The sequence below is a fragment of the Paenibacillus sp. LRG-1 genome (genome assembly GCF_057220305.1).
Genome location: NZ_CM170126.1, coordinates 4,117,432 through 4,142,750 on the forward strand (window position 1 = coordinate 4,117,432; position 25,319 = coordinate 4,142,750).

A 25,319-nucleotide genomic window follows, 5' to 3' on the forward strand; every position below is an offset into this window, starting at 1 on the left:
TTTATTCCCCATTCCCGTCCTTCGGTTCAGGTATATTCTCCACCAGGTAGGTCCAGTTTTCCTTTTGTGTAACCAGTCCTTCCTTCATCAGCTTGCCCATCGCACGCTTGAAGGCGGATTTACTGATACCAAACCGTTGCTTGATAATATCCGGCGGTGTTGCGTCGGAATAAGGCATGCCGCCGCCCGGACGCTCTTTCAGAAAAGCAATCAACCGCTCCGCATCCTCATCACGGCCTACTTCCTTGCGTGGTGACATCGCCAGATTGACCCGACCGTCTTCCCGAACAAGCGTGACCCGTACCTTGACCTCTTCGCCCAAGCGAAGCATCCGGTTACGCTCCGAGGAATGAATCATTCCAATCGCGCCAAAACCAAGCACACCTCCGTTCACCAGGACGAATGTGCCCATCTGAAGCGGCTTGTACACAGTCGCCTGCACCCACGTATTCAGCCACGAATCAGGGGCGTGGAAGCACAACGGAGCCAGCTCCTGTTCCCCTGCCAGCTTAGCCCGCAGTCTGCCTTGCTTGTCATGCTCCATAATGGCATACACGTAGTCGCCCACACGAGGATGCAAATCTCGGTTTTCTGGCAACTCACGAATCGGCAGCAAAAGCTGACGACCCAATCCCATCTCCAGGAAACAACCCAAACGCGGATGCACATCGGCCACCTCAAGCTTTGCCATTTCGCCCAACGACAAGAACGGCTTTTTCATAGTTGCGGCCAAACGGTCCTCTGTATCGTGAAAAATAAATACCTCCAACCGTTCACCAACTTCGATTTCACGTGTCAGCTCCGTATAATGCAGCAGCACATCCTGCTCACCAACAGTGAGAAAATAACCGAAAGGAGATACCTCACGATCCACCATAATGGTGACATAAGTACCGGCGATCAAACTCATACCTTTTCCACAACCTTAGCATCCGACCAGAGTCGTTCAATGTTATAGTATTCGCGCTCGTCGCGATGGAAGACATGCACTACGACATCCCCCAAATCCATTAGCACCCAACGGGCGGAATCCATTCCTTCGATTCCTTTGATGGTTACACCTTCATCATGAGCGCGTTTGCGAATTTCTGTTGCAATCGCCTGTACCTGTGTATCCGAATTACCGTGGCAGATGACAAAATAATCAGCTACTAGTGATATTCCCCGCAAATCCAGTGCGACAATATTCATTGCCTTTTTATCATTTGCAGCATCAACCGCTGTTTGCATTAATTGCTCATTAGTTAGGGTCATTCATGAACCTCCGTTTTTCTCTGTTTTAGTTGTTGAATCAAGTCATTGCGCGACAAGACTGTCAGTGGAAAAATAACCTTTTTCTTTTCCAGCAACAATGTAATCGTGGAGTCAAATCCAGCGATAAGGCCCTGCTCCAAGCTTTTCTTTGCCTGTTTACGGATATGCTCAACCCCCGGAAAATCCCGTCCCGGTTCGATGTAATCAGCGAGACACACGACTTTATCCAGCAGGCTCATACCTACGCGTCCTGACGTATGCCAGCGGATCGCATTCCTTATTTCCGGATCATCCACTCCGTAATCTCTTGCTGCAACGCAGTATCCTACCTCTGAATGCCAGAGCTGCTTGTCATGTTCCAAAAGCTCCTGATCACATTCGGGATGACTGCGAATCACCTCTTCCATCTGCTGGACAGGCCAATATTTCGCTACATCATGCAAAATAGCCGCCAGTTCGGCCTTATCCGGATCTGCTCCATATCGCTGCGCAAGCTCAACTGAGGTATGCATAACACCTAGTGTGTGCTTCCAGCGCTTTTCAGGCATTTGACCAGATACGGCTTCCATTAATTGCTCACGGCTGTACTTCATACAAACCGCCCCTTGTAATATAGTCATGCACACGATCAGGCACAAGATAACGGATGGTACGCCCTTCCGCAGCACGCTCTCGAATATCCGTCGACGAAATGTCCACCACTGGCATATCCGCCAGCAGTACCTTGTCCTGCAAATAATGCGGCAACTCATCCAACGCAAGCTGGAACCCTGGGCGCCGAACACCAATAAAATAAATTCGCTGCGCCAGTTCCTCAATTCCCTGCCAATGAGGCAAGTAGTTCACCATATCCGCACCAATAATAAAATAAAAATCCACAGCAGAGTGCAACTCCTGAAGCTCCTTGATCGTGTCAATGGTATAGGATACTCCCCCGCGAAGCACTTCAATATCCAGCACTTCAAAAGCAGGATGACCCGCTACCGCTTCACTCGTCATCTCCAGACGCTCCTTACCGCTCGCCCCCGCCTGATGCTTGTGCGGAGGAATATGAGAAGGCATAAACCATACTTGATCCAGCCCATAGGCATCTCTTGCCGCTTCTCCAGCCAGCAGATGTCCAATATGAATCGGGTCAAATGTACCACCCATAATACCGATTTTCATAATTTTCTCCCCGCGTGTTATCCTCTAGGCAACTCGATTTCCTTATGATCACGGGATTCTTTGTACAAAATAATAGTGCTCCCGATGATCTGAACAAGCTCAGAACCTGTCTCCGCGGCCAGTTCTTCCGCAATTTCATGTTTGTCGTCCAAACAGTTGTTCAAAATTTGCACTTTCATCAGCTCACGCTTTTCAATCGCATCGTTGATGTGACGCATAAGATGCTCATTCGTACCGTTTTTGCCTACTTGAAAAACCGGGTCCAAATGATGCGCCATTGAACGCAAATATCTTTTTTGTTTACCTGTTAACATGTATATTTAACCCCTTCGTCGCCACATATGCAATGCAGCATTTCCATAATTTTAATGTACAATCTTACTTACGACAGGCTACTCAGCACAGCCACTCTCATTTGCTCTACAGCAGGGACAACCCCTGTAAAATACTCAAAAGCCACAGCCCCCTGGTACACGAACATGCCCAAGCCCCCATGTACAGTGCAGCCGCGCTGTTCACGGCTTTCCCGTAAAAGTCTCGTTTCCAGCGGATTGTAGATCAAATCACTCACAATGATTCCCTCCGGAATCAAGCTCGTTTCCAGTGGAAGTTCATCCGATAAAGGGGACATTCCCACCGAGGTTGTGTTAATCAACACATTCACTGTGGCGAGCACGCTCTTGGCATCCTCGTTAGAATAACCCCTCACTGGGATCGCCTCCGTCGTCCACTCTAATGCCAGTTGCTCAGCTTTGTCACGTGTTCGGTTCAAAATAATAACCGATTCCGGTTGCTCCTCCAATAGAGCATGAATTACGCCACGAGCAGCCCCTCCGGCTCCAAGAACAGCAATTCTTGCGCCCTTCAAATCGACAGAAGTCTCTTCTTTGAGGGAACGTACGTAGCCAATTCCGTCCGTGTTATAGCCCTTGAGCCGTCCATTGTCGTTCACTATCGTATTGACAGCGCCAATGAGTCTGGCCCCTTCATCAATCTCATCCAGATATTTCATAACCTCGACTTTATGGGGAATCGTCACATTGACTCCGCGGAAATGCATAGCGCGAATCCCCTTCATGGCATCTTCCAGCTGATCCGGTTTGACATGAAGAGGTACAAAATCTCCTTCAATCCCCGCTGCCTGTAAAGCTATTTTATGCATAAGAGGCGATTTGGAGTGCTTGATCGGATCACCCAATACGCCCAATAGTACAAGACCTTGTTCGGTCGCTTCAGACTCCCCGCTGTTCATCGTTGCTCTCCCCCATATTGCAAAATATTAGGCCGCACAAATACATGAATGGCGGCAGGAACCAGTACCTGTTCCTTGCCGCCCTATAACATGGTTACAGCAACGTTATATCAACGCAGGCCGCAAAAGCACACGGACTCCCCGAGGAGCATGAACCGCAACCAGAGCTCCGTTCTCGCTATTCACTCTGATCCATCCCAAACCGGAAATGTAGATGTCCGATGGAGATTTGCGTGGAACGCGGAACTCATGTCTTGTCCATTCCGGCATTTCTGCCAATTGATCGCGTGTTGGCGGAGATAACAATTCCCCGGCATGATCAGCGAACAACTGATCAGCCCGCTCCAGCTTCGTGCGATGTATTTTAAGACCACCGTTAATGTAGCAGGTAAATGATTGGTGCTGACCCTCCACAAAATCAAATCGAGCCATACCGCCGAAAAACAATGTTTGTCCGGCATCAAGCTGATACGCAGCAGGCTTCAGCGGCTTGTCCGGCATAATAGCACTCAAGTCCTGACGGGAGACAATCTCACTGAATCGCCAAGGGTATACAATACCCGGAGTATCAATAATGTGCTTGCCGTCGTCGAGCGGAATATTCACCATATCGAGTGTAGTCCCCGGGTAACGGGACGTTGTAAGTTCCTGCTCCATATCGCTATAATCACGAATCAAGCGGTTAATGAGCGTGGATTTACCCACATTTGTCGCTCCGACCACATATACATCGCGGTTACCACGGAGCTCAGATACCACATCCAACAGACGGTCAAAGCCCTGATTTTTCTTAGCTGAGCACAGTACGATTTCTTCTGTGCGTAGTCCTTGCTCCTTCGCTTGCTTTTGTACCCAGTTACGCACCTTGTTCCAATTCGTTACCTTAGGCAGCAAATCGGTCTTGTTCACAGCCAGTATAACCGGATTGGAGCCTACAAAGCGTTGCAAACCGGAAATCAAGCTACCTTCAAAATCAAAAATATCTACAATGTGGATGACGAGCGCATTCTTGTCACCAATTTGACTGAGCAGCTTCAAGAACTCATCTTGATCCACCGTCACTGAAGACGTCTCATTATAGTTTTTGATCCGGAAGCAACGCTGACAGATGACAGGTTCGCGAGTAAGCAATTTTTCAGGAATATATCCCGGAAGCTCCGGGCTAGTGGTCTGCACGGTGATACCGCAACCACTACATTTGACGGCAGTGCCGCCGTCAGGTCTTTCAGTCATTCTTCTTTTCCTCCTCAAGCCATAAGCCTTTCTTACGTAACCTTGTGAGCGCGATTCGCTCCAACCGCCGATTAAATCGGGTCATGACTCCTTCATCATGAATGGATATCGGTAGCACCAACACCGTATGCAATCCCAGTCGGTTGCCTCCCAATACGTCCGTCAACATTTGGTCCCCGACCATAATAGTCTCTTCCGGAGTCAGCCCCATCATACGGATGGCTCTACGAAAAGACGAGTTGGAGGGCTTCCGTGCGGCATGTATAAATTCAATGTCCAAAGGCGTAGCAAACACGGATACACGGTCCATATTGTTGTTAGACACGATGACAAGCTTAAAACCCGCCTGTTTGACCTTCTCAAACCAGGCCACCAGCTCGGGAGTCGCATTCGACGCTTTTGCACCGACCAGCGTGTTATCTAGATCCGTAATAATGCCGCGATATCCTTGAGCATACAAGCCTTCAAGATCAATATCAAAGACGGTATTCACCCGTAATTTGGGCATCAGCATTTCAAACAACGTCGGTCACCTCAGTTTCATACGACAAACTATACCATATTACTATGGCTTAGTAAAAAGCTATCCGCAACAAACGGACAGCTTTTTCACTAAATATATAGCTAAAGATTAAAATAGACGGCGTTTGAACCTAATCAAAAATAGACTAGTCTTGATCCTTCTGATCCGTCGCAGCTCTTCGTCCAGCCCATCGTTTTATCCATCCTTCTTTGTGTAACAGAGAGGCTTGCTGGCGAACCATATGCCAATCTTCTGCGGTTACGGATGAGGGACTATAACGCGCTTGTTCAAATCGTCCAAGCAACTGATGTAAAATAGAAGCTTGTTCCGGTACTTCTAGCGACCATCTATCAACTGATTCCCTCAGCGTCTCGTGACTGGCGCGGACAAATCCCTTTCTTCGCATGTACCTTAACCAGTGCTCAGTTTCGACGACCACCTTTTCATCCGGGGTCAGCGGCTTACCTCTGCGTAAACGCAGCAGGTAAAAGTGAATGTCTGCCCGATTACGCCAGACGATATAAGCAGCCCACAGCAGCAGAATTGCAGCAGCAGAACCTATGATTACAGGATGAATCTTTGAACCTTCCTCCGGATCAGTCTGCGGGTTCTGCTCAGGCTGTTCTGGTTCAGGCTGATCTTTAACCTCTGGGGCTTCTGGAGTCTTTGAATCCTCCTGTTCCGTAAGCAGCGGCATATCAAAGCCAGGCGTAGCTTCTACAGGAACCCAACCGTATTCACCTAAATATACTTCCGCCCAGGAATGAGCATCCGCATTTGTCACGGAGTAAGAGGACATATTTTCGTCACCTTCGCCCGTTGTTGCATCATCTGAAAACGTCTGCTGACCAGGTGCATACCCTTTAACCCAACGGGCTGGAACCCCAACAGAGCGAGCCATCATGACTAATGAGGTGGAATAATAATCGCAATAGCCCTCCCGAATCTCAAACAGAAAGGCATCCACAAAATCTCTGCTTCTTTTCCGTGAGAGGTCCGGGTTGTTCGTATATGCATAATTTTGCTGCAAATACTGCTGTAGTAATCCGACTTTTTCATACGGCGTTTTCGCCGTTGACGTTACGTTCTGAGCCAAATCACGAACCCGCTGTGGCAACTCATCTGGAATTTGTAGATAGGCATCCTGTTTGTTTTTTCCGTACAACTCATTAAAAGTTTTTGTGCGTAGCTCTTTCTCAGGGATCACAGGGACATGTGATACCAGAGTATACGTTTTAGGATAAGCAGTTCTTCGGGAGGATGGATTCCAAAGCAGTTCCGCCTGTTCCGGGTTCCAACGTAACCCGTCTGCCCGTGAATCTCTGTCCACCGATTGAACACGCTGCACCGAATAGGCACCAAACAGAACAGGATAGCTCTGGTCATTTTGCATCGTAATGGTCTGAACGACCTGCTCAGTCGAATGCCGCGTTTCTTGTGTGTTTTCAAGCTCTGCGGTCATTGGAACATCATTTAGCGTTTGATCATCGTTGCCCCCATCACTCCAGCCTGTACCGGAATAGGTTCGTTTCGTTTCCCCCCGCCAATAGCTTCGTTGAGTGGTCGTGATGGTCATGACAGGAGAATAATCAAAATTAAAACCTCCACCTAACCGATTATCCTGGCGACTATAACCTGATGCGGTGTTCATCCGCTGATTCAGTGCCCCAGATCCATTGCTAATCCCGGCGGTGGTTGAGCTATTTCTCTGGGTCCACGCTGTATAGGGATCCGTCAAAGCTGGCTGTACCTCGGGCATATTGACACCAGCCATAATAATGAGCGCAAAAATGACCGCAATATTGGCTGCTATTTTATATGGATAGCGTCGAATATGCTTCCACCCTTGAGGATAATGCTGCCGAAAATACTGCAGATGCTGTGTCACTAGCCAACCCATACCAGCAAAGACGATCCAGGCAACCTCCTCCCACAGCACAGTTGGCGTAAAGGAATCAAGCACTGCCAGCGCGGCGATATTAATACCCACAAAAACAAGAATCCGCTGTTTCGTTGTAACGATGAGCGGCACCATTTCAATAACTAGCCAAGCGATGAGGGAAAACCAAATATAAGGAGACATATTGGATATAAATTGGTCCAGGCGATTGGCTACCCCTCCGAAGGGGATAATGATGGAGTAAGACACCAATGTCCGATACAAAATAAAAAACAGCGCCGCCGCCTTAACAATAAATTCAATCCAAGGACGAAATGGTAGTACAATCTTCACCAGAGCCAGCATTGTAATGGTCATCAGTACAAGTGCTCTTGTCTCTTCCAGCCATAATTCGGAAGCAAAAGAAACCCATTGCATGGCAATAATAATAATCCATAAAAATGTAAAAGCGGGGGCCCAGGAACCCTTTAACGATTGTAACCAGCTCTTCATAGTGTCCCTCCCCCCATTACAGCCGGGAGCTCTTCAAGGCTCTCAACATCGTAGCCCTTGATTCCCCTTGCACGAAGCATGCTCATCCATTTTTCAGCTTCTCCCTCAGCAGAACCTTCTCCGATATAGACGTGGCACGGAGTCATCCCCCGGGTATCGGCCCAACGAAGAAGCTCCATCGCCTGATAATCCTTGAGCGGACTAATCAGTATAAAATAACAGCCTTGCGGAAACTGGCGTACACTGCTTTCTACAGCGGATTTCAAACTACCTTGTGAAGTTGTGTGTATGTCTACCAAGTGATGCATCATTCGTTGTCGTTCCATTGTCTGCTCACTTGGCTGAAAGACAGTGCCTTTTTCTCCAGCTGTGCACAATCCAACCCCCATTCGCTCCCGTCCACCATATTCCAGCAATGAAGCGGTAGAGGATACAGCTAGCTCAAACTGTTCGGCGTTTACATAATGCTTCATGTTTACGTCCAGCACAAGCATCGTTTTTGGAACGGTCTCATGCTCAAATTCCTTGGATTTCCAGCTACCTGTACGAGCCGTCGCATTCCAATGGATGCGCGAAAACCGATCTCCATATACATAGTCCCGTACACCGTTAATTTGTGTCGTTTCACGCCGCGTTCGAGTTTGAACGGTCTGCGGTCCAGACATCCTTGAGCGACGGTCATTCATCTGCCAATACGGAATGAATACCGTTCGGGGCAGCACCCGAAATTCACCGCGTGCGTTCAAGCTGCCTTTGTGCTCCAACAGACCGAAGATGTCCTCACTCACACATTCAGTTTCCTCAAAGTGGTAGCTTCCTCGCTCTAAAGCGGGAGTCTGAAATGTAAGCTGACCGCCCCCTTTTAGACTAGGAATGACACTGTCCTCAAACGACCAGGATTCACCTGTATGCCGCTTGAGGACCTCACGGACAATGACATAGGGTAACGGAAGAAAACCAGGAATGCTGAGGCTCAGCTTTACATGCACCTGATCTCCCGCATGCAGCAGTTCTCCAAACTCCGAGCCTTGCGAAAGCTGCCGGGAGCCTTGCACACGGCGAACTCCACTCAGACCAACGATCCATAAATAAACGATTAACAGCGTAACCATAGACAACAGCATGACCGACGTCTTGCCGCCCTGAAACAACAAATATAGCAGGCACACCACCCATATGACCACCAGAAGCCAGATGCGGCCTGACAGCCGGGGAAGCCTGCGCTTCCTTTTGACCATATTCATTCCCTAAGGACGCTCCATTCGTACGGGTACATGAACCTGCCGAAGGACAGCTTGGAGCACGGACTGGGCATTGGAACTGTCCAGACGCGCCTCGGGACGCAGCAACAAACGATGCGTTAGCACATAAGGTGCCAGCGCCTTCACATCATCAGGCAGCACATAGTCACGGTTGTCCAGAAAAGCGTATGCCTTCGCAGCCATTACAAAAGCAAGCGCCGCCCGGGGGCTAGCTCCCAGCAGCACGGATGGATGTTCTCTTGTCGCACGCACGATATCAAGTAAATAGGACGTCACTGCTTCGTCCATATAAATTCCTCTAATTTCCTGCTGGATGTCAGCAACCTGCTCCATATGAGCTACAGCCTCCAGACGGTCTGCTGGCTGGCCTGCCTGATGATGAAGCAGCATGTTTCGCTCCGTCTCCATGTCAGGATAACCCAAGCTGATTTTGAGCATAAAACGATCTAACTGTGCTTCCGGCAGCATATAAGTGCCTTCAAAATCAATCGGATTTTGTGTCGCACACAGCATAAAAGGATGAGGCAACATATGAGTGTCCCCATCCACTGTCACACTGCGTTCCTCCATAACCTCCAGCAGAGCCGACTGGGTTTTCGTCGTCGCTCGGTTAATTTCGTCCGCCAGCAAAATATTAGTCATCACAGGACCCGGACGGAAATAAAAACGCTCGTCCCGTGGATGAAATATGGATACCCCTGTAATATCACTCGGGAGAATATCAGGATTACATTGAACACGGCGGTAATCACCGCGCATGGATTTGGCAAGCGCCTTGATCATTTGCGTTTTCCCCGTACCCGGAACGTCCTCGATCAGAATGTGTCCACCCGCCAGCATAGCCGTAAGCAGTAATTTTATTTCAAAGGATTTACCTAATATACATGATTCCAGATTAGAACGGATTGCAGATACAATCTGCACAGATTCTTGACGTACGGGCATAGCTCTGTAAACCTCCTAGATAGCAACATGTTTCCTATTATTGTACATGAAGGCGGGCACAGAGTACACTTAACCCCCTGCCCGTATTATTCAAACTCCATCCTTCTTTCGATCTTTCATGTGCAGAACAATTAAAAACCCTTCGGTCATTAGATCCGAAGGGCACATGTATATAATCATTTATTTTTATGTCATTTCTAAAGTACGCTGCTTTTATATGCTTCCTTTTGGACGAACAAACAAGCATGCCAGAAAAGAGAAAATAATCGCAGAGGAAATTCCTGCACTTGTCAGACTAAAGATCCCTGTAATGACACCCAACCATCCGTCCTTCTCCAATTCGGTTAATGCGCCGTGTACAAGTGAGTTACCAAAACTGGTAATTGGAATGGTCGCACCCGCCCCTGCAAATTTAATAAGCGGATCGTATATCCCAACAGCATCAGCAATTGCACCTGCAACTACCAACGTACTCATCGTATGTGCCGGCGTCATTTTGAACACATCCATCATCAACTGGCCTACGACACAAATGGCACCACCCACTAAAAAAGCCCATAGAAATATCATACCGTTCCTCCCGCTTCAAAAGCTACAGCATGTGCAACACAAGGAATGCTTTCACCCTGCTGTGTAGTCAAAGGAGATAATAACGCTCCGGTCGCCACGACCAGTACCTTTTGCAGCTCTCCTTTTTCGATCCGCTTCAACAAATGCCCGTAGGTTACAACAGCCGAGCAGCCACAACCACTGCCTCCTGCAATGACTTTCTTTTGCTTATTGATATCGTAAATCAGTAAACCGCAATCATTAAATTCCGTCTGATTCATATCGAATCCATCTTTTTTGAGCAGCTCCTTGGCAATCGGTAGCCCCACTGAGGCTAAATCGCCCGTTACAATGAGATCATAGTAACCAGGGTCACGGCCAGTATCTCGAAAATGAGACAACAGCGTATCCGCAGCCGCTGGAGCCATGGCTCCGCCCATATTAAAGGGGTCTTTAATGCCCATATCCATTACACGTCCAATGGTAGCACAATCCACCACCGTCCCTGACTTGGCATGTCCTACAATTGCGGCGCCGGAACCGGTAACAGTATACTGAGCCGTAGGGGGCTTCTGTGATCCGTATTCATTAGGATAGCGGAATTGTTTTTCTACAGTACAGTTATGGCTGGTCGTACCCGCCATCACGTAGTCACCGGCCTCTGAGTCCACAATAAGTGCGGCTAAGGCTAAGCTTTCCATTGATGTTGAGCAGGCTCCAAAAACACCCAAATAGGGAATGGCCAGCTTGCTAGCCGAGAAGGAGCTACTGATAATCTGATTCATCAGATCACCACTAATAAAAAACTGTACTTCTTCTTTGTTCAAATTGGCATTAATTAGCGCCAGCTCTGTAGAATGCTCAATCAATCTACGTTCCGCTTTTTCCCACGTTTTCTCGTTGATTTCTATATTGTCATAAATATAATCAAAATCTGTGGATAACGGTCCCTCTCCTTCATCCGGGCCCACAACGGTGGCACTTCCAATGATGCGCGGTCTTGATTCAAACTTCCAGGTTTGTCCTCCCTGTCTTCTCATAAGTGATTGCCTCCCACACCAAGGATGGCATATATAACGCCTACGATAAATGCGGCCACCACCCCGAATACGATAACTGAGCCTGCCAGCTTGAACATATTCGCGCCCACTCCGAGCACCAGTCCCTCAGAACGATATTCCAATGCAGCCGAACACATGGAGTTAGCAAAGCCTGTAATTGGCACAGCGGTTCCCGCGCCCGCCCATTGGGCAACCTTATCGTAAACCCCGATACAGGTTAATATGACCGCCAGCAAGATCATCATGGATGAGGTTGGCGGGGCGGCCTCCTTGGCTGATATGTGCATTCCTGCCATAAAAGCCTCTTGAATCGCCTGTCCAATCACACATATCCCGCCTCCAACCAGAAAAGCGCGCACACAATTGGCAAATACTTTTCTCGAGGGTTCATGCTTTTGTGAAATATTCTGATAGTCCTTCTCATTTATGGACAGCGGCGACGTATTGGTACGAAAACCGCGCTGCCCTGATTTAGCTGGCATCATTCACCACCCCTTGTCTGTAAGTTTTCGCGCTTGGCGGTTCGAATTGCTTGGGTCTTTTTCATTATGAGCTTTTTGGAGAAATGTTATGTCAGGAAAATGATATCGTGGACATTCGATACAAATCCATTCATACTGAATACATGACGACCACTGGTTAATTAATAAGGAGTGAGGTATACATCATGGAATCAAAAACATTGGAATTGTTTAAAACCTTAACGGAGTTTCCTTCCATTCCTGGACATGAGCGTGAGTTGCGGGCATGGGTTAAGGAACGGATATCCGGTTATACCGATGAAATCGTGCAAGATCGATTGGGGAGTCTTTTTGGGGTGCTTCGCGGCCAAGAGAGTGGACCACGAGTAATGGTGGCAGGCCATCTGGATGAAGTCGGTTTTATCGTGAATGGTATTACGGAAAATGGAATGATTCGTTTTCAGCCGGTTGGAGGCTGGTGGAGCCAAGCCATTATGTCACAACGTCTTCAAGTATTAACTCCAAAAGGCCCAGTTATCGGTGTAGTTGGCTCTGTCTCGCCTCATTTGCTGGATGAATCGCAACGCAGCAAACCTATGGACATCAAGCATATGTATCTGGATATCGGCGTAGACAGCAGACAAGAAGCGCAAGATCTGGGGATCGTACCAGGAACGGCCATTGCGCCGATCTGTGATTTCACTCCACTGGCAAATCCTAAAAAAATCATGGCTAAAGCGTGGGATAACCGCTACGGTGTAGGCTTGGCTATTGAACTACTTGAAGCGTTACATAAAGAAAAAGAAAAGCTTCCCAATACATTGTATGCGGGGGCCACTGTTCAAGAGGAAGTGGGACTGCGTGGTGCACGCACAGCGGCCAATCTGATTCAGCCGGATATATTCTTTGCACTGGATTGCAGTGCGGCTAACGATATGGGCGGCGACCCGAATGCTTACGGGCACCTCGGTAAAGGCGCACTGCTGCGGGTATTTGATCCGGGTATGATTACACATCGCGGGATTGTGGAATACGTGCAAGACATGGCGGAAACTCACAAAATCAAGTATCAATATTTCATCTCCACAGGGGGAACCGATGCAGGTCAAGTGCACTTGAGCGGAATTGGCGTGCCATCCACCGTCATAGGCATCTGTGGACGATACATCCATACTTCCTCGTCCATTATTCACACTGATGATTATGATGCAGCCAAAGAGCTGATCATCAAGCTGGTTCAAAATCTGGATCGTACAACGCTGAATACCATTATTGAACGAGCCTAAGGTGTAACAGAGAATCGCAATCTATAAAAAAACAGTCAAGACACGTACAACGTGCATTGACTGTTTTTTTAATTTAATAGAAACAAAAGATAGAACATATCAAATCAAATGCTTATAACGAAGCAAAGCAATCACTACAAGTACAGCAGTTAAAGCAACGCAGACGTTTTCTACCTTAGCTCCCTTCCGGGTTCCAGTACTCATCAATTTAAATCGCAGCTTCCATTTAAACGGCGGCAAAGGTTTAATTCCATTATTCGTCAAGGAATCTGCCAGTAAATGCAGCAAGTACGCCATACCTCCAGCCAACCATATGCTGTCACCGTGCAAACGTGTCGTACCATAAAGCAGCGCAGTCCATGCGACTGTCCCGTATACCGTATGTGTCAGCCCCCGGTGTGGGACTAACGTACAAATGATCAGCAGACACCCGGCGATATAATTCCAAGGTGCATATGATTCTCCATACCAGGCTAGGCCGATACCAATTAAAAAGATAATAACCTTGCGCATGGATCGTGAAGGCATAAAAGAAGCACTGATCATCAGCAAAGCCAACACAAGATTCCATGGCGGTGGAGCCAAACGGGTGAAAAATACCCAACCAGCAGCCCCAATCATTAGAAGCTGTACGAGCCTAAGCATTTTGGTTGGTAGCGCTCGGCTCACGAGCATGGAGTTAGGCTCGTCAATATCCGGCAACAGTGAACCGACCGCAGCAGCTGCCACGGCAGCCGGGGTCACTTCGTATCCACTTAGAGCTAATACCGACAGGGAGACCCCGGTTCCAATAATCAAATGGGCTCTTCCCATCATGGTGCAAAACATCCTTTCGTTGCAGCATACAACAGAGTTCAACATCACTCCATTTGAATCAGCATGATTCGATTGTATACGACAAACAAAAGGAGAACAATAGTTCGCTTATTCTATTTAAAAGACTTCATTCAAAAGTCCTAGTTTCGTCCCCATTATTAAACCCCTCCTCTGTGCTTACTCTCCAGTCAGCCCTGCCCTCTGTTATAAGGCTACATCTTCCTGACCTTATCGCGGCTGCCCTGCAAACCTTCTGCGAAAAAGAGCACAGTTCAACAAGACATATGGCCTATGAGTATGTTGACAAACATCTTCAATATTTTCTTTTTGCCTCAAAGTCCTATTGTATAATTTGAAATATTAGGTAATATAGTGTTTATATTTACTATATGAATCTATTAAATGAATAAGGAGGAAATGATTATGCAAAAAAAATCGACTTTCCGAAAGTTCAAAACCATCGGTCTGACATCGTTGCTAAGTCTTGTATTATTCGCCCTTCCCGCTTCGGCTGCTTGGAATGATACATACACGGGGTACGCCACATATACGGGATCAGGTTACTCTGGAGGGGCATTACTGCTTGATCCCATCCCTTCGGATGCCAAAATTACAGCGCTTAACCGCACACAACTGAATTATAACGGAATCAAAGCTGCATTAGCTGGAGCCTATTTGGAAGTTCAAGGTCCCAAAGGGACAACAACCGTATATGTAACTGATCTTTACCCTGAAGGTCCAAGTGGCGCGCTCGATCTGTCCCCAAACGCGTTCAACCTGATTGGAAATCAAATAGACGGAAAAATCAATATTTCATGGAAAGTTGTCAAAGCTCCGGTTAACGGCAATGTCTCCTACCGCATTAAAGAAGGCAGCAGCCAATGGTGGGCAGCCATTCAAGTACGCAATCATAAATATCCGGTCTTGAAGATGGAAGTCCAACAAAACGGACAATGGCTCAATCTCGAAAAACAGGATTACAACCACTTTCTAGGTACTAACTTAGGAAAACAACCTCTGAAAATACGGATTACGGACATTCGTGGTGTCGTGCTGAACGATACAATCCCAGCTCTAGCGGAAAATGGTACAGGCGGAGCCTATATCGTTAAAGGTAACGTTCAATTTCCTGACTAATTGTAGTACCGTCATCTTTCTTCTTTTATTTGAATAGACAAACCCGGCCGGGAACCGACGCAATCCAATGCGTATAAGTGTTCCTGGCCTTTTTACGAAAAAATTATTATTTTTCACAAAGAATCGGTTTGTTCACTGTCCTGTTCACAAGATCACACGTATAATGAATACATAAATAGGGTGTACTTTACAGCTACGTGCACACAGACAGGAGGCCTGTTCATATGAGCAATTTCAAAAAGCATCACAAGCTTCACAGCAAATTGCTGGTCAGCATTACGTTATGTATTACGCTAACGTTGCTGGTATCCACCACTGTGTATTATTTTTACTATATTCGCGTGGAAAAGGAGCAGGCATTCGAGGCTAATCACAACAGCTTGACGTTGAGAAGCAGAGAGGTTATTAACATGACATCTATTGCTCAATCGTTGGCATTCCAAATGTATCGCAGCAGTACCCTGTCCAAGTTGTTGTATTATCCAAAACCTAATGTATATGATGTAACCGCTGCCATGACCGAATTGAACAATTATCTTAACTCCATGCCGTATATCGAATCCATCTACGTGTTTAACCCTAAAAGCGGCACCTTCTACATTGCATCCTCACAAGGTCAAAACGGGTTATTCAGCAAACATGAACTGGCTGATACAGATATCATTCGCGTGCTGGATCATTATCAGGACTATAAACCCTTTACGCCTATTCCACGCACGTATCCACTGCTGTCTGCCTCAGACTCCAGAGCTGAAGTAGAGCAAGCAAGCCCAGATATCGCAGCCTATACGTATTTATGTTATGACGCAATTAACTCGAACGAAGCGATAAATTCGGCTGTGATTGTGAATGTGTCGGCGGCCTGGATGAACAAGGAAATGGCGGCGAATCCAATCTCAGGCGGGACCGCTTATATTTTAGACGATCAGGGCAGACTGTTGTCTGGTACAACATTGACAGACGAAACTTTGAACGAAAAAGAACAGCTATGGCTGCACACGAGAGTCAAAAAACAAGAAACAGGCTATTTTGTAGAAGACTTTCATGGTAAAAGATCACTCATTTCCTACACCTCTCCGGATGGACTAGGTTGGCAGTATATTAGTGTCACACCGTATGAAAGCGTTATCAAAATGGCAAGTGTTATTCGTAATGCGATGTTACTGATAGCCGCCATCATTGCATTGGCAGGATTCGTGGCTTCGTGGCTGCTGTCCAAAATGCTGTATACGCCTATTGGCCAAATTGTTGTGCATATGAATTCACTGGAATCAGAGAAACGAAACAGTATGTACACGATCCGGCAAAACATTTTAAAAAATGTGATCCGGGGAATCCGAAATCTTCCTACCGGTGAAGAACCGGAACGATTGCGCGAGCTTGGGATTACGTTCCAGTTTGACAAAGACTACCGCCTTGTGCTGCTGCGCATAGATGAATATACCCGATGGCAAAGCGAACGTGGACCTGATCTGCTACCCTATAAGTTTGCAATCATGAACATTGCTTCTGAAATATGCGGACAGACGTACCAGGTGGAGACCGTTGATATGGATGAGGACAGTGTACTGCTGATGCTTAACATTCTCGATCCCGCAGAACATACAGACACTGTACTGCTAGAAACCTTATTACGCCAAATACGTGAAGCTTGCTTTGAATATTTGAAGCTGAGTGTTTCATTAACTTACAGTGCCATCACGAGTCAACCAGAACGGCTGCATCTGCTGTACCGCCAAGTACAAGACGCATCTATGCACCGATTTTTTCAGGGGCACAGATGCATTATTAATGCGCAAAACACTACAGAGGAGGATATCCAAAATACTTACGTATATCCAGCCGATAAAGAGAAAAAAATGCTAGATATGCTACTGTCTGGTCATACGGAGGATGCACACAGTATGTTCAAAGAATTATTGATGCATATGGAAAAATATCCTTTTTCCTCTGTTCAAGTGGCGATATCCCGGCTCATCATGAGTGTAAATAATGCTGTTCGGCATATCAGTGAGCTCAATGGATTTGCTATAGAATCTAAATCTGAATTACCATCCGCTGATCGGTTAGAGACCGCTGAGAATCTTATTGATCATTATCAATTGGTCTTTGATCATATTCGCTCCAGTCTATCGGAAAAACGAAACACGAAGCAGGAACGACTGGTACGGCAAATTAATGAACGAATGGAGCAAGCCTATACGGATCCCAATTTTTGTCTCAATCAGATTGCGGAAGAACTGGATATGTCGCCGATCTATGTCAGTAGGCTATATAAGCAACAGACCATGTCAACTATCGTGGACGTCATCCAACAACTTCGTATTCGCAAGGCCTGTGAGCTGCTGGAACAGACCGACTGGTCCGTAGCTGACGTAGCAGAACAAACCGGATTTGCGAGTAGCTCTTATTTCCATCGTATGTTCAAACGTAGCTTGGGTGTAACACCGACAGATTTTCGCCGTTCTAAAGCAAATGCGCAATAAGTAAACTGCTCTACACGCCTGCTCCGAGAACGGAACATTGCTCCCAAAAAATAGACTGACATTAAAAAAGCAAGCCTCCAACTTTCTGGAGACTTGCTTTTTTCTTTATCACAATTCTTTATGTTTTATTTAATCCCCTTCTCCTTTACATAGGCTTCCCATTGTTTTGTATATTCGGTTTGAATTTTCTCCAAACCAGCTTGGTTTGCCTTTTGCAAGAAGGTCTGCAAGCCTTGATCTACATTGTCGATCAGTCCAGCTTGGAGTGGATACAGATATTGCTTCTCAACCTGTTCTAGAGCTGCTTTTTCTGCTTGATATGTCGTGTAGTCTTCTGCAAAGCCGGTAAACAGGTCAGGCTTCTGGATTTTATCCAGCTCGGCAAAAATTTTCTTCACACGGTCAAAGCCAGAATCAAACAGCATGTATTCCGGGTTACGCCAAGCCCAACTATTCATACCTTCGCGTGAAAATCCATTAGTACTGCCGCTACCTATCATTTGGTAGTAACCATCTTTGACTTCGTAGTTTTTGCCTTCAATACCATATTGCGTGAGCAGGTTATAGCGTTTGTCCGTCACCAGCTTTTCATAAAAGGCCAATGCGCGCGCTGGATTCGGGCTGCTTTTTGGAATCGCAAAGCCGTTATGAATCGGATGCACTGGAGTTGCATAACCTGTCGTCAAAGGGAATGGGTAGTACTCGAGCTTCCAGTCCGGGTGAGATGCTTTGAGCTTAATGACCATATCATTAAACCGGGTTGGATTGTCACCGAAAATACTCGCTGCTTTACCAGAAGTCACTTGATCCTGAAGCGTATCTTTTACGTTTAATACGTTTTTGGGAATGAATCCTTTATCGGCCCAGCGTTTGTAAGTGTTCAGCTCTTCCTTTTGTTCATCCGAGCCCCAAAATTTATATACCTCTGTTGGTTTTTCGTATTTAATACCGATACCGTAAGGCAGTGTGCCCACACTCTTCGTTACTAATTCGGTATATCGATCATGCAGATTTCCCTTAATATCGCTGTTCAGAGATACGGTTTTCATATTTGGCTCATGCTGACGTATCCCATCCATATAAGCCTCATAACTTTTCATATCTGTCGGTTTAGGCAAATTGTACTTCTCACGTAAATCCTCACGCCATACAAAACCGTTTGTGACATATTCTTTATACGTGCCAGGCACCGTATAAATTTTGCCTCCGATTTTAACTCCATCCCACATGTCCTGAGGCACAAATTTTTGCAAGGCAGGTGCAGCCTTAGGCAGCAGATCGTCTAGCGGCAGGAATGCGCCCTTTTTGGCATAGGCCTGATACTGCGTCCAATCTGCAGTGAAGATCAGGTCGATAGGCTGACCCGAAGACAATAACAGCTTATATTTTTGATCCCAGTCTGTCCACGTCGTATAGTTAAATTTGACGGTGGCATTCAGATCTTTTTCCGCCAACTTATTGATCTCTGTCTCAATGGTAGGCAAGTCCTTAGGAGCATCCCCCAGCATATAAAATTGCAGCTGTACTTTCTGGGATTTATCATCCTCTCCATTTGCTTTTTGAGCGCTGTTTCCACTACCTCCTCCACATCCGGCTAATAGCGCCGTGATGACCATTACTGCAATCAGGATGGACATGCGTTGTTTTCTTTTCTTTGTGAATGTCATGTGAATCCTCCCTTTGAAATGGTAGTCTGATTAAATAAAACGCTTACAAAGAGTGCTATTTAGATGGCACAACGTCAGCACGTCATGCCATCACAGTCCTTGAGTGCCACTTTAGCCTTTTACCGCACCAATGGTCAATCCCTTAACAAAATAGCGCTGTACGAACGGGTACAGCAGCAAAATAGGTCCGGTAACCACGATAGCCATTGCCATTTTGGTCGACTCTGTCGGCATATCGTTGGAAAGGGTTACGCCAGTACCTGCACCCATTTGAGCGATAAATTGCATGGAGTTAATTACATTATACAGATAATATTGCAACTGGTATTTATGCGGATCGTTAATAAAGAGTGAGGATGAGAACCAGTCATTCCAGTAAGCCAAGGCCAGAAACAGTCCCACAGTGGCAATACCCGGTGTAGATAAAGGCAACACAATTCGATAGTAAATTTTAAAATCACCCGCACCGTCAATTTTAGCGGACTCGAACAGCTCTTCCGGCATGGAGGAACGAATGAAGTTTTTCATTAAAATGATCAGAAACGGAGTCATCAATCCCGGGAAAATAAGCACTGTATACGTATCAAGCAATCCTAAATACTTCGTCAGCATAATGTACCAAGGTACCAAACCGCCTCCGAACAGCGTCGTAAAGTAAATATAGAATGAAAACGCATTACGGTATTTAAAATCTTTGCGTGCCAGCACATATCCTGCCATCGTCATCAGGAACAGGCCCAACGTCGTACCTACAACCGTGGTAAAAATCGTCACCCCGTATGCCCTTAACACCTCTTCAGGAAAGGTGAACACCGTCCGGTAACCTTCCAGTGAGAATTGCTGTGGTATAAAGTGATATCCATCCCTGATAATCGATTCATTACTGGTCAGTGAAGCCGAAATAATAAGTAGAAACGGGAGTAAACAAGCAATGGAAGCAATAATGATAATTACATAAGAGATAATTTTAAAAATTCGAGTGTATACATCCTCTTTGATCGCCATCCGTTTGGGTCCTCCTTTCTAGAATAAGGCATACTCGTCGTTCAACTTGCGGATGATATAGTTCACGGTCATGATCAGTACAAAGCCGAACAATGATTGGTATACGCCTGCCGCCGAAGCCATCCCCACATCAAAAGTTACTTTCAGCGAACGGTACACATAAGTGTCCAAAATATCCGTCGTATTGTACAGCACCCCATTGTTTCCGATTAACTGATAGAAAAGATCAAATTGTCCTTTCATAATACTACCAAGCGCAAACAACAGCAGCACAACGAATGTCGATTTGAGCATAGGAACGGTAATGTACCAGATTCGTTGAAAAATGTTGGCCCCATCCATTTTAGCTGCCTCATAATATTCGTCACTGATACCTGTAATCGCTGCTAGATAGATCACCATACTGTAGCCGAGATTTTTCCATAAATAGAACAGGATAATCAGGAAAATCCATACCCATGGTTTGTTGTATACATCCACGCGTTCACCACCAAATTGCAGCAGCAGCGTATTCAGGAAACCATTATCATAATTAAATATGTTATACACGATAACACTTAGAATAACGAAAGAAACAAAATAAGGCAGGAACATCACGGATTGAGCGATCTTTTTAAAGTAGCGGCCTCTCAGCTCATTCAGCAAAATAGCGAGAACAATCGCTAGCACGTTACCGAGTAAAATAAACGCTGCATTGTATCCGACCGTATTCAATGTCAGTTTTGTCAGCGTGCCGGATTGCCATAGAAAGCGAAAATTTTGGAGTCCGACGAACTTGGCATCAAACAGGCTGGTATTAAAGTCGAACTGGGTAAATGCATAATAAATACCCACCATAGGAATGTAGGAATTAATGAAGAAAAAAATTAAAGTGGGCAACAACATCAAAAATAATACCCGATTGCGGAACAGTTCATAGAAGAACCCGTGTTTTCTACCCGTTCCCAGCCTCTTACCGTTCAGGCGGGAATCCGTTGTAAGCATTGCAGAATTTTTGGGCATAGGCTGATTCAATGTGAGTCACTCCCCCTCTGTATACGTTACCGACAGCAAAGTTTGTAGCACCGCCGCCGTATAACTATATTTTATGTAAGCGCATTCAAAATGAAAAGTGAAGCCTCTCATGCTTCATGAACAAAGGAGTGTCCTGAGGAGTGAACAATTCGGATATTTGTGAAGTTTTGTGTAATATGAGGCGTCTAATCGACGCCTTAAGCCTATTCATAAAGCATATTTGAACGATCTAATCTACTCCTTTTGCCCACCCTGGAATGTGGTTTCATCCTGTTTTACCCAAAATCCGATTTTCTTTGCCTGCTCCAGCAGCTCAGCGGCATTATCCTGCGGCTTATATCCGATTAGTTCTTCCAAGTAGCCAATGTCATAATAATTATCCGTATTGGCTGACGTACCGTACAAATTAAGATAGCTCATCTCCGGACGAGCTTCGATACAGCAGACAGTCAGACGGATCATATCGCGCTCGGAGATCCAAATATGAGCGGCGCGCTCCGAATGGGGCCGATCATCTCCAGGAAAATTTCCGATACGGATATTCATTGAAGATATTTTGCCCTGATCGGCATACAGCCGTCCTAACAGTTCAATGTAGCACTTACTCAATCCATAAAAACTGTCTGGTCGGTAGGGATCTTCTACATCTATGCTTTCTCCTACTTTATAAAACCCTGTGGCATGATTGGAACTGGCAAAAACAATGCGTTTCACCCCATTTTTCACCGCAGCTTCATACAGCTTGTAGGCTCCACTAACATTGCCAGACAACACTTTGCCGAGGAAATCCCCTTCATCCTTGATCCATGCAAAATGCAGTACCGTATCCACTCCGCGTGTAAGCTCATCCAGTCGTGCAGCATCATGTATATCCATTTCCACAATCCCTGCCTCTTCATCCCTCTTCACATCAGCGGCGGTTATTTCATATTTACCTTCCGCTTTTAGCCCTTCATACAATACTTTCCCAATTGTACCTGCTGCACCTGTAATCAACAATTTTCGTGCCATCGTCCGCATCTCCCTTCTTTGCTTGGTTGTATGCTGTCATCCATATCATAATCTTAACCAACTCCCCAGGGAGGAAACCCCTTAAACTCTCGAATTAGGCAGGTCAAAGCCCACGTTGCTGTGTCTCCTGTCGGCATATAAAAAGGGACCCTGCTACTGTGCAAGAGTCCCTTGTTGTTACTATAGTTTCAAGTTCTATCTTTCAATCTCTTGGTTTCAACTACTACGCTCAAGCTTGTCGTACTACTCTCGCTCTGCGATTAACCAAATAAATGCTAAGCCCGATTAAGATTAACCCGATAAGCAGGAAAGCCGTAATCGCTTCGCCCAGCACCAACGAGCTGACAAACACCGAGATCACAGGCACCAAAAACGTATAAGACGCAACCTTACTCGCATCCCCTGAATTAACAAGTGTGAAATACAGCAACCAGGAAAGTGAAATTCCCAACACCGTGCCGAATATCAGCCCTGACACATACGGGACATTCCATACGATATCCGACCAGTTTTCCGTCACCGTTCCAGCTCCCGTCAGCACGATGCCTCCCAGTGTACATTGGAATGCAACCAGCCACAGCGAATCCACACGCTGGTTTACCTTTTTCACATATACCGTTCCCAATGCCCAGCTCACGGCTGTAATAATGGCGATGATTACACCTGCCACAGCCACATGCCCTGAAAATCCGCCCACACTGACAGCTGCAACGCCCAAAAATCCGATGATCAATCCAATCACCTTGAGTCTGGACATCGCTTCCCCTAGCCACATCCATGCAAAAATACCGACCAACACAGGCTGGAGATATACCAGTACAGAAAACAAGCCGGAGGGGACGTACATCAGTCCCACTGTTTGCAGGCCATAAAACAGTACCACGTTAAAAATACCTGAAATAGCATACACCCGCCAATTTTCTTTCCAACGAATGCGATTCCATCTCGGTACTAAAATCACTCCCAACAGCAGACCGCCCAGCAGTGTACGTAGCCCTGCAAACAACAATGGAGGTGTGAATTCCAATGCCACTTTATAAATGGGCCAAGAAATGCCCCATAATACAACCAGTAGCGCGATCATCATCATCCGCTTGGCTGTCGTTAACTCTCCCATGACGCTATCGCTCCTCTATGAAAAAAATCACTAGACTTTATATACTACGCCTACAGAACAACTTTATCAAACAAAAAATATGTATTGGAAAGCTCCACCTTTCATGCCCGCTTGTTCATCGAGGTATGTCTTCGGACAGAGGAATCCAGTCATTTTCCTATGTTACAATATACCAAAAAGATAGATAAAGCTTATAAGGATAGGAGGTTGTCTGCACTTGATTTATATCATCAAATTTTTGTACAGCTTTGTGCTCCCTCCCGGTTTGTTCATCCTGGTGATGGCAGGGCTCGTGATCTGGCTATGGAAAAGGGCACGTATACCTGCGGTCGTACTGCTTCTTGTCACATTGCTGCTGTATGTTTCCTCGACCAATCTGGCTGGAGATTTGTTAATCAGTAGCCTGGAAAAACAGTACCCACAACCCCGTACCGTTCAAGGCGATGTCATTGTCGTACTTGGGGGCGGAGCCACACAGGGAACCCCCGACATCAATGGACAAGGCAATCTGCTAGGATCTGCGGCTAATCGACTGCTCACTGCGGCCCGACTGCACGAAGCAACAGGCTTACCCATTCTTTTCTCCGGCGGGCAAGTGTTTGGAGACAGTGGTAATGAAGCAAATATTGCGCAAAGGCAGCTACTAGGACTCGGTATTCCGGCAAAGGACATCCTGATCGAAAACCGTTCTTTGAACACACAGCAAAATGCCGTATATACATCGCAAATTTTGGGGAAATATCAACTCACTAGACCTGTTCTGGTGACCTCCGCTTTCCATATGCCACGTGCTGCACTGGAATTTCAGCGTGCAGGCATGCAGGTCATAGCTTATCCTACCGACTATCTGGCAAGTGAAAAGCTGGCACTGTATGCTGGCAAGCTCTCGCCGTCTGCTGGGGCCATGTCTACAACCGGAACAGCCCTCAAGGAATACCTAGGAATTCTTGCATTAAAGCTTAAATAATGTGATGTCTAATTGTATAGCGGCACACAGCACAAACAAGCGTCTTGCGCTCGCAGGTATAAGCCTGTAAGCTAGCAAGGCGCTTGATCTACCATTTCATATTTAATCCAAGAAAATATCCGATATTTGTTCTTCCGATATGACCTTAAAGCCTTCCTTTTTTAACAAAGCCGAGGTTACCCCGTTACCTGCTATTTTACGGTTTTCGAATGACCCATTATATATTGCTGCTGATCCGCAGGACGGGCTATTTTCTTTTAAAACAACAAATGTTGCGTTAACCTCTCTGGCTATATTCAGGGCTTCGTACGCACCTCTAATGTACATATCGCTGACATCGTTGCCTGAAAACTCGACCACCTTGGCTGTGCCGTTCAGCACATCCTCCCCTGTCCCTCCAACAATCTCAGCAGGCTCTCTCGGAGTCACAAAGCCCCCCAAAAGCTCAGGACAGATTGTCATAGCCTTCTTTTCCTCTACCAACTTCTGAATATGTACATCCAGGCTATCCGTCCCGTTATATCGTACCTTCATGCCCGCCAAACACGAACTTACCAGAATCATTAGTTCCACCTCATATCCATTGCATTCACTATTAAGTAGTTAAAGTATAAACAAATTTTCTCGTAGAGTCATCGTGCGAAAATTTAGACTCGCCACTACGTCCGCGTTCCGTAAGGTTATTCGTCCAGCTGATGTCATAATCATGATCCT

General features: G+C 46.3%; 25 protein-coding genes. 4 read left to right on the plus strand and 21 right to left on the minus strand.

Annotation, left to right across the window (positions count from 1 at the left end):
• Position 1: 1 nt before the first annotated feature.
• From ACUUJN_RS18130 to spoVAC, 14 genes are all read right to left on the minus strand, one after another.
• Positions 2-910 (minus strand): CvfB family protein, encoded by a 909-nt coding sequence (locus ACUUJN_RS18130; RefSeq protein ID WP_023989529.1) that lies wholly within the window; start codon positions 908-910, stop codon positions 2-4.
• Positions 907-1,254, minus strand: a complete 348-nt coding sequence (gene rsfS, locus ACUUJN_RS18135; protein WP_013311194.1) for a ribosome silencing factor — start codon at positions 1,252-1,254, stop codon at positions 907-909. Before rsfS ends, ACUUJN_RS18130 begins: the two co-directional genes overlap by 4 nt.
• A complete protein-coding gene (gene yqeK / locus ACUUJN_RS18140; protein WP_023989530.1) occupies positions 1,251-1,847 on the minus strand; it encodes a bis(5'-nucleosyl)-tetraphosphatase (symmetrical) YqeK in 597 nt (198 codons plus the stop codon). The genes rsfS and yqeK overlap by 4 nt, the downstream gene beginning before the upstream one ends.
• On the minus strand, positions 1,831-2,421 hold the full coding sequence (gene nadD, locus ACUUJN_RS18145; protein WP_013311196.1) for a nicotinate-nucleotide adenylyltransferase: 591 nt from the start codon (positions 2,419-2,421) through the stop codon (positions 1,831-1,833). Before nadD ends, yqeK begins: the two co-directional genes overlap by 17 nt.
• 17 nt (positions 2,422-2,438) lie before the next feature.
• On the minus strand, positions 2,439-2,735 hold the full coding sequence (gene yhbY, locus ACUUJN_RS18150) for a ribosome assembly RNA-binding protein YhbY (protein ID WP_013311197.1): 297 nt from the start codon (positions 2,733-2,735) through the stop codon (positions 2,439-2,441).
• 68 nt (positions 2,736-2,803) lie between these two features.
• Positions 2,804-3,673: a shikimate dehydrogenase gene (gene aroE / locus ACUUJN_RS18155; RefSeq protein ID WP_053325802.1), complete on the minus strand. Its 870-nt coding sequence runs from the start codon at positions 3,671-3,673 to the stop codon at positions 2,804-2,806.
• A 105-nt stretch (positions 3,674-3,778) separates the two neighbouring features.
• Complete coding sequence (gene yqeH / locus ACUUJN_RS18160) at positions 3,779-4,906, minus strand: ribosome biogenesis GTPase YqeH (protein WP_023989533.1); 1,128 nt, start codon at positions 4,904-4,906, stop codon at positions 3,779-3,781.
• Positions 4,899-5,429 (minus strand): YqeG family HAD IIIA-type phosphatase, encoded by a 531-nt coding sequence (locus ACUUJN_RS18165; protein WP_484668770.1) that lies wholly within the window; start codon positions 5,427-5,429, stop codon positions 4,899-4,901. Before ACUUJN_RS18165 ends, yqeH begins: the two co-directional genes overlap by 8 nt.
• A 145-nt stretch (positions 5,430-5,574) precedes the next feature.
• Positions 5,575-7,821, minus strand: coding sequence for a transglutaminase TgpA family protein (locus tag ACUUJN_RS18170; protein WP_484668771.1), 2,247 nt, complete (start codon positions 7,819-7,821; stop codon positions 5,575-5,577).
• On the minus strand, positions 7,818-9,065 hold the full coding sequence (locus tag ACUUJN_RS18175; RefSeq protein WP_484668772.1) for a DUF58 domain-containing protein: 1,248 nt from the start codon (positions 9,063-9,065) through the stop codon (positions 7,818-7,820). Before ACUUJN_RS18175 ends, ACUUJN_RS18170 begins: the two co-directional genes overlap by 4 nt.
• A 3-nt stretch (positions 9,066-9,068) precedes the next feature.
• On the minus strand, positions 9,069-10,028 hold the full coding sequence (locus ACUUJN_RS18180; protein ID WP_028540432.1) for an AAA family ATPase: 960 nt from the start codon (positions 10,026-10,028) through the stop codon (positions 9,069-9,071).
• A 213-nt stretch (positions 10,029-10,241) separates the two neighbouring features.
• Complete coding sequence (gene spoVAE / locus ACUUJN_RS18185) at positions 10,242-10,598, minus strand: stage V sporulation protein AE (protein ID WP_013311204.1); 357 nt, start codon at positions 10,596-10,598, stop codon at positions 10,242-10,244.
• Complete coding sequence (gene spoVAD / locus ACUUJN_RS18190) at positions 10,595-11,617, minus strand: stage V sporulation protein AD (protein ID WP_023989537.1); 1,023 nt, start codon at positions 11,615-11,617, stop codon at positions 10,595-10,597. The genes spoVAE and spoVAD overlap by 4 nt, the downstream gene beginning before the upstream one ends.
• Positions 11,614-12,120 (minus strand): stage V sporulation protein AC, encoded by a 507-nt coding sequence (gene spoVAC, locus ACUUJN_RS18195; RefSeq protein ID WP_023989538.1) that lies wholly within the window; start codon positions 12,118-12,120, stop codon positions 11,614-11,616. Before spoVAC ends, spoVAD begins: the two co-directional genes overlap by 4 nt.
• A gap of 185 nt (positions 12,121-12,305) precedes the next feature.
• On the opposite strand from spoVAC, the gene ACUUJN_RS18200 reads away from it, so the two are divergent.
• Complete coding sequence (locus ACUUJN_RS18200) at positions 12,306-13,385, plus strand: M42 family metallopeptidase (protein WP_023989539.1); 1,080 nt, start codon at positions 12,306-12,308, stop codon at positions 13,383-13,385.
• Positions 13,386-13,484: 99 nt separating this feature from the next.
• Here the strand turns inward: ACUUJN_RS18200 and ACUUJN_RS18205 are convergent, their stop codons facing one another.
• Positions 13,485-14,201, minus strand: coding sequence for a metal-dependent hydrolase (locus ACUUJN_RS18205; RefSeq protein ID WP_023989540.1), 717 nt, complete (start codon positions 14,199-14,201; stop codon positions 13,485-13,487).
• Between the two features lie 423 nt (positions 14,202-14,624).
• Here ACUUJN_RS18205 and exlX point away from each other — a divergent pair, with 423 nt between their 5' ends.
• Positions 14,625-15,338 (plus strand): expansin ExlX, encoded by a 714-nt coding sequence (exlX, locus tag ACUUJN_RS18210; RefSeq protein ID WP_484668773.1) that lies wholly within the window; start codon positions 14,625-14,627, stop codon positions 15,336-15,338.
• Between the two features lie 224 nt (positions 15,339-15,562).
• The gene (locus ACUUJN_RS18215) at positions 15,563-17,824 is read left to right on the plus strand and encodes a helix-turn-helix domain-containing protein (RefSeq protein ID WP_484668774.1); all 2,262 of its coding nucleotides are present in this window, start codon (positions 15,563-15,565) and stop codon (positions 17,822-17,824) included.
• 125 nt (positions 17,825-17,949) lie between these two features.
• Here ACUUJN_RS18215 and ACUUJN_RS18220 read toward each other — a convergent pair whose 3' ends face one another.
• From ACUUJN_RS18220 to ACUUJN_RS18240, 5 genes are all read right to left on the minus strand, one after another.
• Entirely contained in the window at positions 17,950-19,491 is a 1,542-nt protein-coding gene (locus ACUUJN_RS18220) for an extracellular solute-binding protein (protein ID WP_023989543.1), read from the minus strand.
• A 111-nt stretch (positions 19,492-19,602) separates the two neighbouring features.
• Complete coding sequence (locus tag ACUUJN_RS18225; RefSeq protein WP_013311212.1) at positions 19,603-20,496, minus strand: carbohydrate ABC transporter permease; 894 nt, start codon at positions 20,494-20,496, stop codon at positions 19,603-19,605.
• A gap of 18 nt (positions 20,497-20,514) precedes the next feature.
• Positions 20,515-21,510, minus strand: coding sequence for an ABC transporter permease (locus ACUUJN_RS18230; RefSeq protein ID WP_023989544.1), 996 nt, complete (start codon positions 21,508-21,510; stop codon positions 20,515-20,517).
• A gap of 234 nt (positions 21,511-21,744) precedes the next feature.
• Positions 21,745-22,521, minus strand: coding sequence for an NAD-dependent epimerase/dehydratase family protein (locus ACUUJN_RS18235; RefSeq protein ID WP_484668775.1), 777 nt, complete (start codon positions 22,519-22,521; stop codon positions 21,745-21,747).
• Between the two features lie 229 nt (positions 22,522-22,750).
• Positions 22,751-23,638, minus strand: a complete 888-nt coding sequence (locus ACUUJN_RS18240) for a DMT family transporter (protein ID WP_209942958.1) — start codon at positions 23,636-23,638, stop codon at positions 22,751-22,753.
• 217 nt (positions 23,639-23,855) lie between these two features.
• Here ACUUJN_RS18240 and ACUUJN_RS18245 point away from each other — a divergent pair, with 217 nt between their 5' ends.
• The gene (locus ACUUJN_RS18245; RefSeq protein WP_069080365.1) at positions 23,856-24,605 is read left to right on the plus strand and encodes a YdcF family protein; all 750 of its coding nucleotides are present in this window, start codon (positions 23,856-23,858) and stop codon (positions 24,603-24,605) included.
• A 102-nt stretch (positions 24,606-24,707) separates the two neighbouring features.
• On the opposite strand, the gene ACUUJN_RS18250 is transcribed toward ACUUJN_RS18245, so the two are convergent.
• Entirely contained in the window at positions 24,708-25,169 is a 462-nt protein-coding gene (locus ACUUJN_RS18250; RefSeq protein ID WP_053325809.1) for a 2-thiouracil desulfurase family protein, read from the minus strand.
• Positions 25,170-25,319: the final 150 nt, after the last annotated feature.

Bases quoted from the DNA above. Each gene is read 5' to 3' on its own strand.
- ACUUJN_RS18130 (WP_023989529.1), bottom strand. From the start codon at position 910: ATGAGTTTGATCGCCGGTACTTATGTCACCATTATGGTGGATCGTGAG.
- rsfS (WP_013311194.1), bottom strand. From the start codon at position 1,254: ATGACCCTAACTAATGAGCAATTAATGCAAACAGCGGTTGATGCTGCA.
- yqeK (WP_023989530.1), bottom strand. From the start codon at position 1,847: ATGAAGTACAGCCGTGAGCAATTAATGGAAGCCGTATCTGGTCAAATG.
- nadD (WP_013311196.1), bottom strand. From the start codon at position 2,421: ATGAAAATCGGTATTATGGGTGGTACATTTGACCCGATTCATATTGGA.
- yhbY (WP_013311197.1), bottom strand. From the start codon at position 2,735: ATGTTAACAGGTAAACAAAAAAGATATTTGCGTTCAATGGCGCATCAT.
- aroE (WP_053325802.1), bottom strand. From the start codon at position 3,673: ATGAACAGCGGGGAGTCTGAAGCGACCGAACAAGGTCTTGTACTATTG.
- yqeH (WP_023989533.1), bottom strand. From the start codon at position 4,906: ATGACTGAAAGACCTGACGGCGGCACTGCCGTCAAATGTAGTGGTTGC.
- ACUUJN_RS18170 (WP_484668771.1), bottom strand. From the start codon at position 7,821: ATGAAGAGCTGGTTACAATCGTTAAAGGGTTCCTGGGCCCCCGCTTTT.
- ACUUJN_RS18175 (WP_484668772.1), bottom strand. From the start codon at position 9,065: ATGAATATGGTCAAAAGGAAGCGCAGGCTTCCCCGGCTGTCAGGCCGC.
- ACUUJN_RS18180 (WP_028540432.1), bottom strand. From the start codon at position 10,028: ATGCCCGTACGTCAAGAATCTGTGCAGATTGTATCTGCAATCCGTTCT.
- spoVAE (WP_013311204.1), bottom strand. From the start codon at position 10,598: ATGATATTTCTATGGGCTTTTTTAGTGGGTGGTGCCATTTGTGTCGTA.
- spoVAD (WP_023989537.1), bottom strand. From the start codon at position 11,617: ATGAGAAGACAGGGAGGACAAACCTGGAAGTTTGAATCAAGACCGCGC.
- spoVAC (WP_023989538.1), bottom strand. From the start codon at position 12,120: ATGCCAGCTAAATCAGGGCAGCGCGGTTTTCGTACCAATACGTCGCCG.
- ACUUJN_RS18200 (WP_023989539.1), top strand. From the start codon at position 12,306: ATGGAATCAAAAACATTGGAATTGTTTAAAACCTTAACGGAGTTTCCT.
- ACUUJN_RS18205 (WP_023989540.1), bottom strand. From the start codon at position 14,201: ATGATGGGAAGAGCCCATTTGATTATTGGAACCGGGGTCTCCCTGTCG.
- exlX (WP_484668773.1), top strand. From the start codon at position 14,625: ATGCAAAAAAAATCGACTTTCCGAAAGTTCAAAACCATCGGTCTGACA.
- ACUUJN_RS18215 (WP_484668774.1), top strand. From the start codon at position 15,563: ATGAGCAATTTCAAAAAGCATCACAAGCTTCACAGCAAATTGCTGGTC.
- ACUUJN_RS18220 (WP_023989543.1), bottom strand. From the start codon at position 19,491: ATGACATTCACAAAGAAAAGAAAACAACGCATGTCCATCCTGATTGCA.
- ACUUJN_RS18225 (WP_013311212.1), bottom strand. From the start codon at position 20,496: ATGGCGATCAAAGAGGATGTATACACTCGAATTTTTAAAATTATCTCT.
- ACUUJN_RS18235 (WP_484668775.1), bottom strand. From the start codon at position 22,521: ATGGCACGAAAATTGTTGATTACAGGTGCAGCAGGTACAATTGGGAAA.
- ACUUJN_RS18240 (WP_209942958.1), bottom strand. From the start codon at position 23,638: ATGGGAGAGTTAACGACAGCCAAGCGGATGATGATGATCGCGCTACTG.
- ACUUJN_RS18250 (WP_053325809.1), bottom strand. From the start codon at position 25,169: ATGATTCTGGTAAGTTCGTGTTTGGCGGGCATGAAGGTACGATATAAC.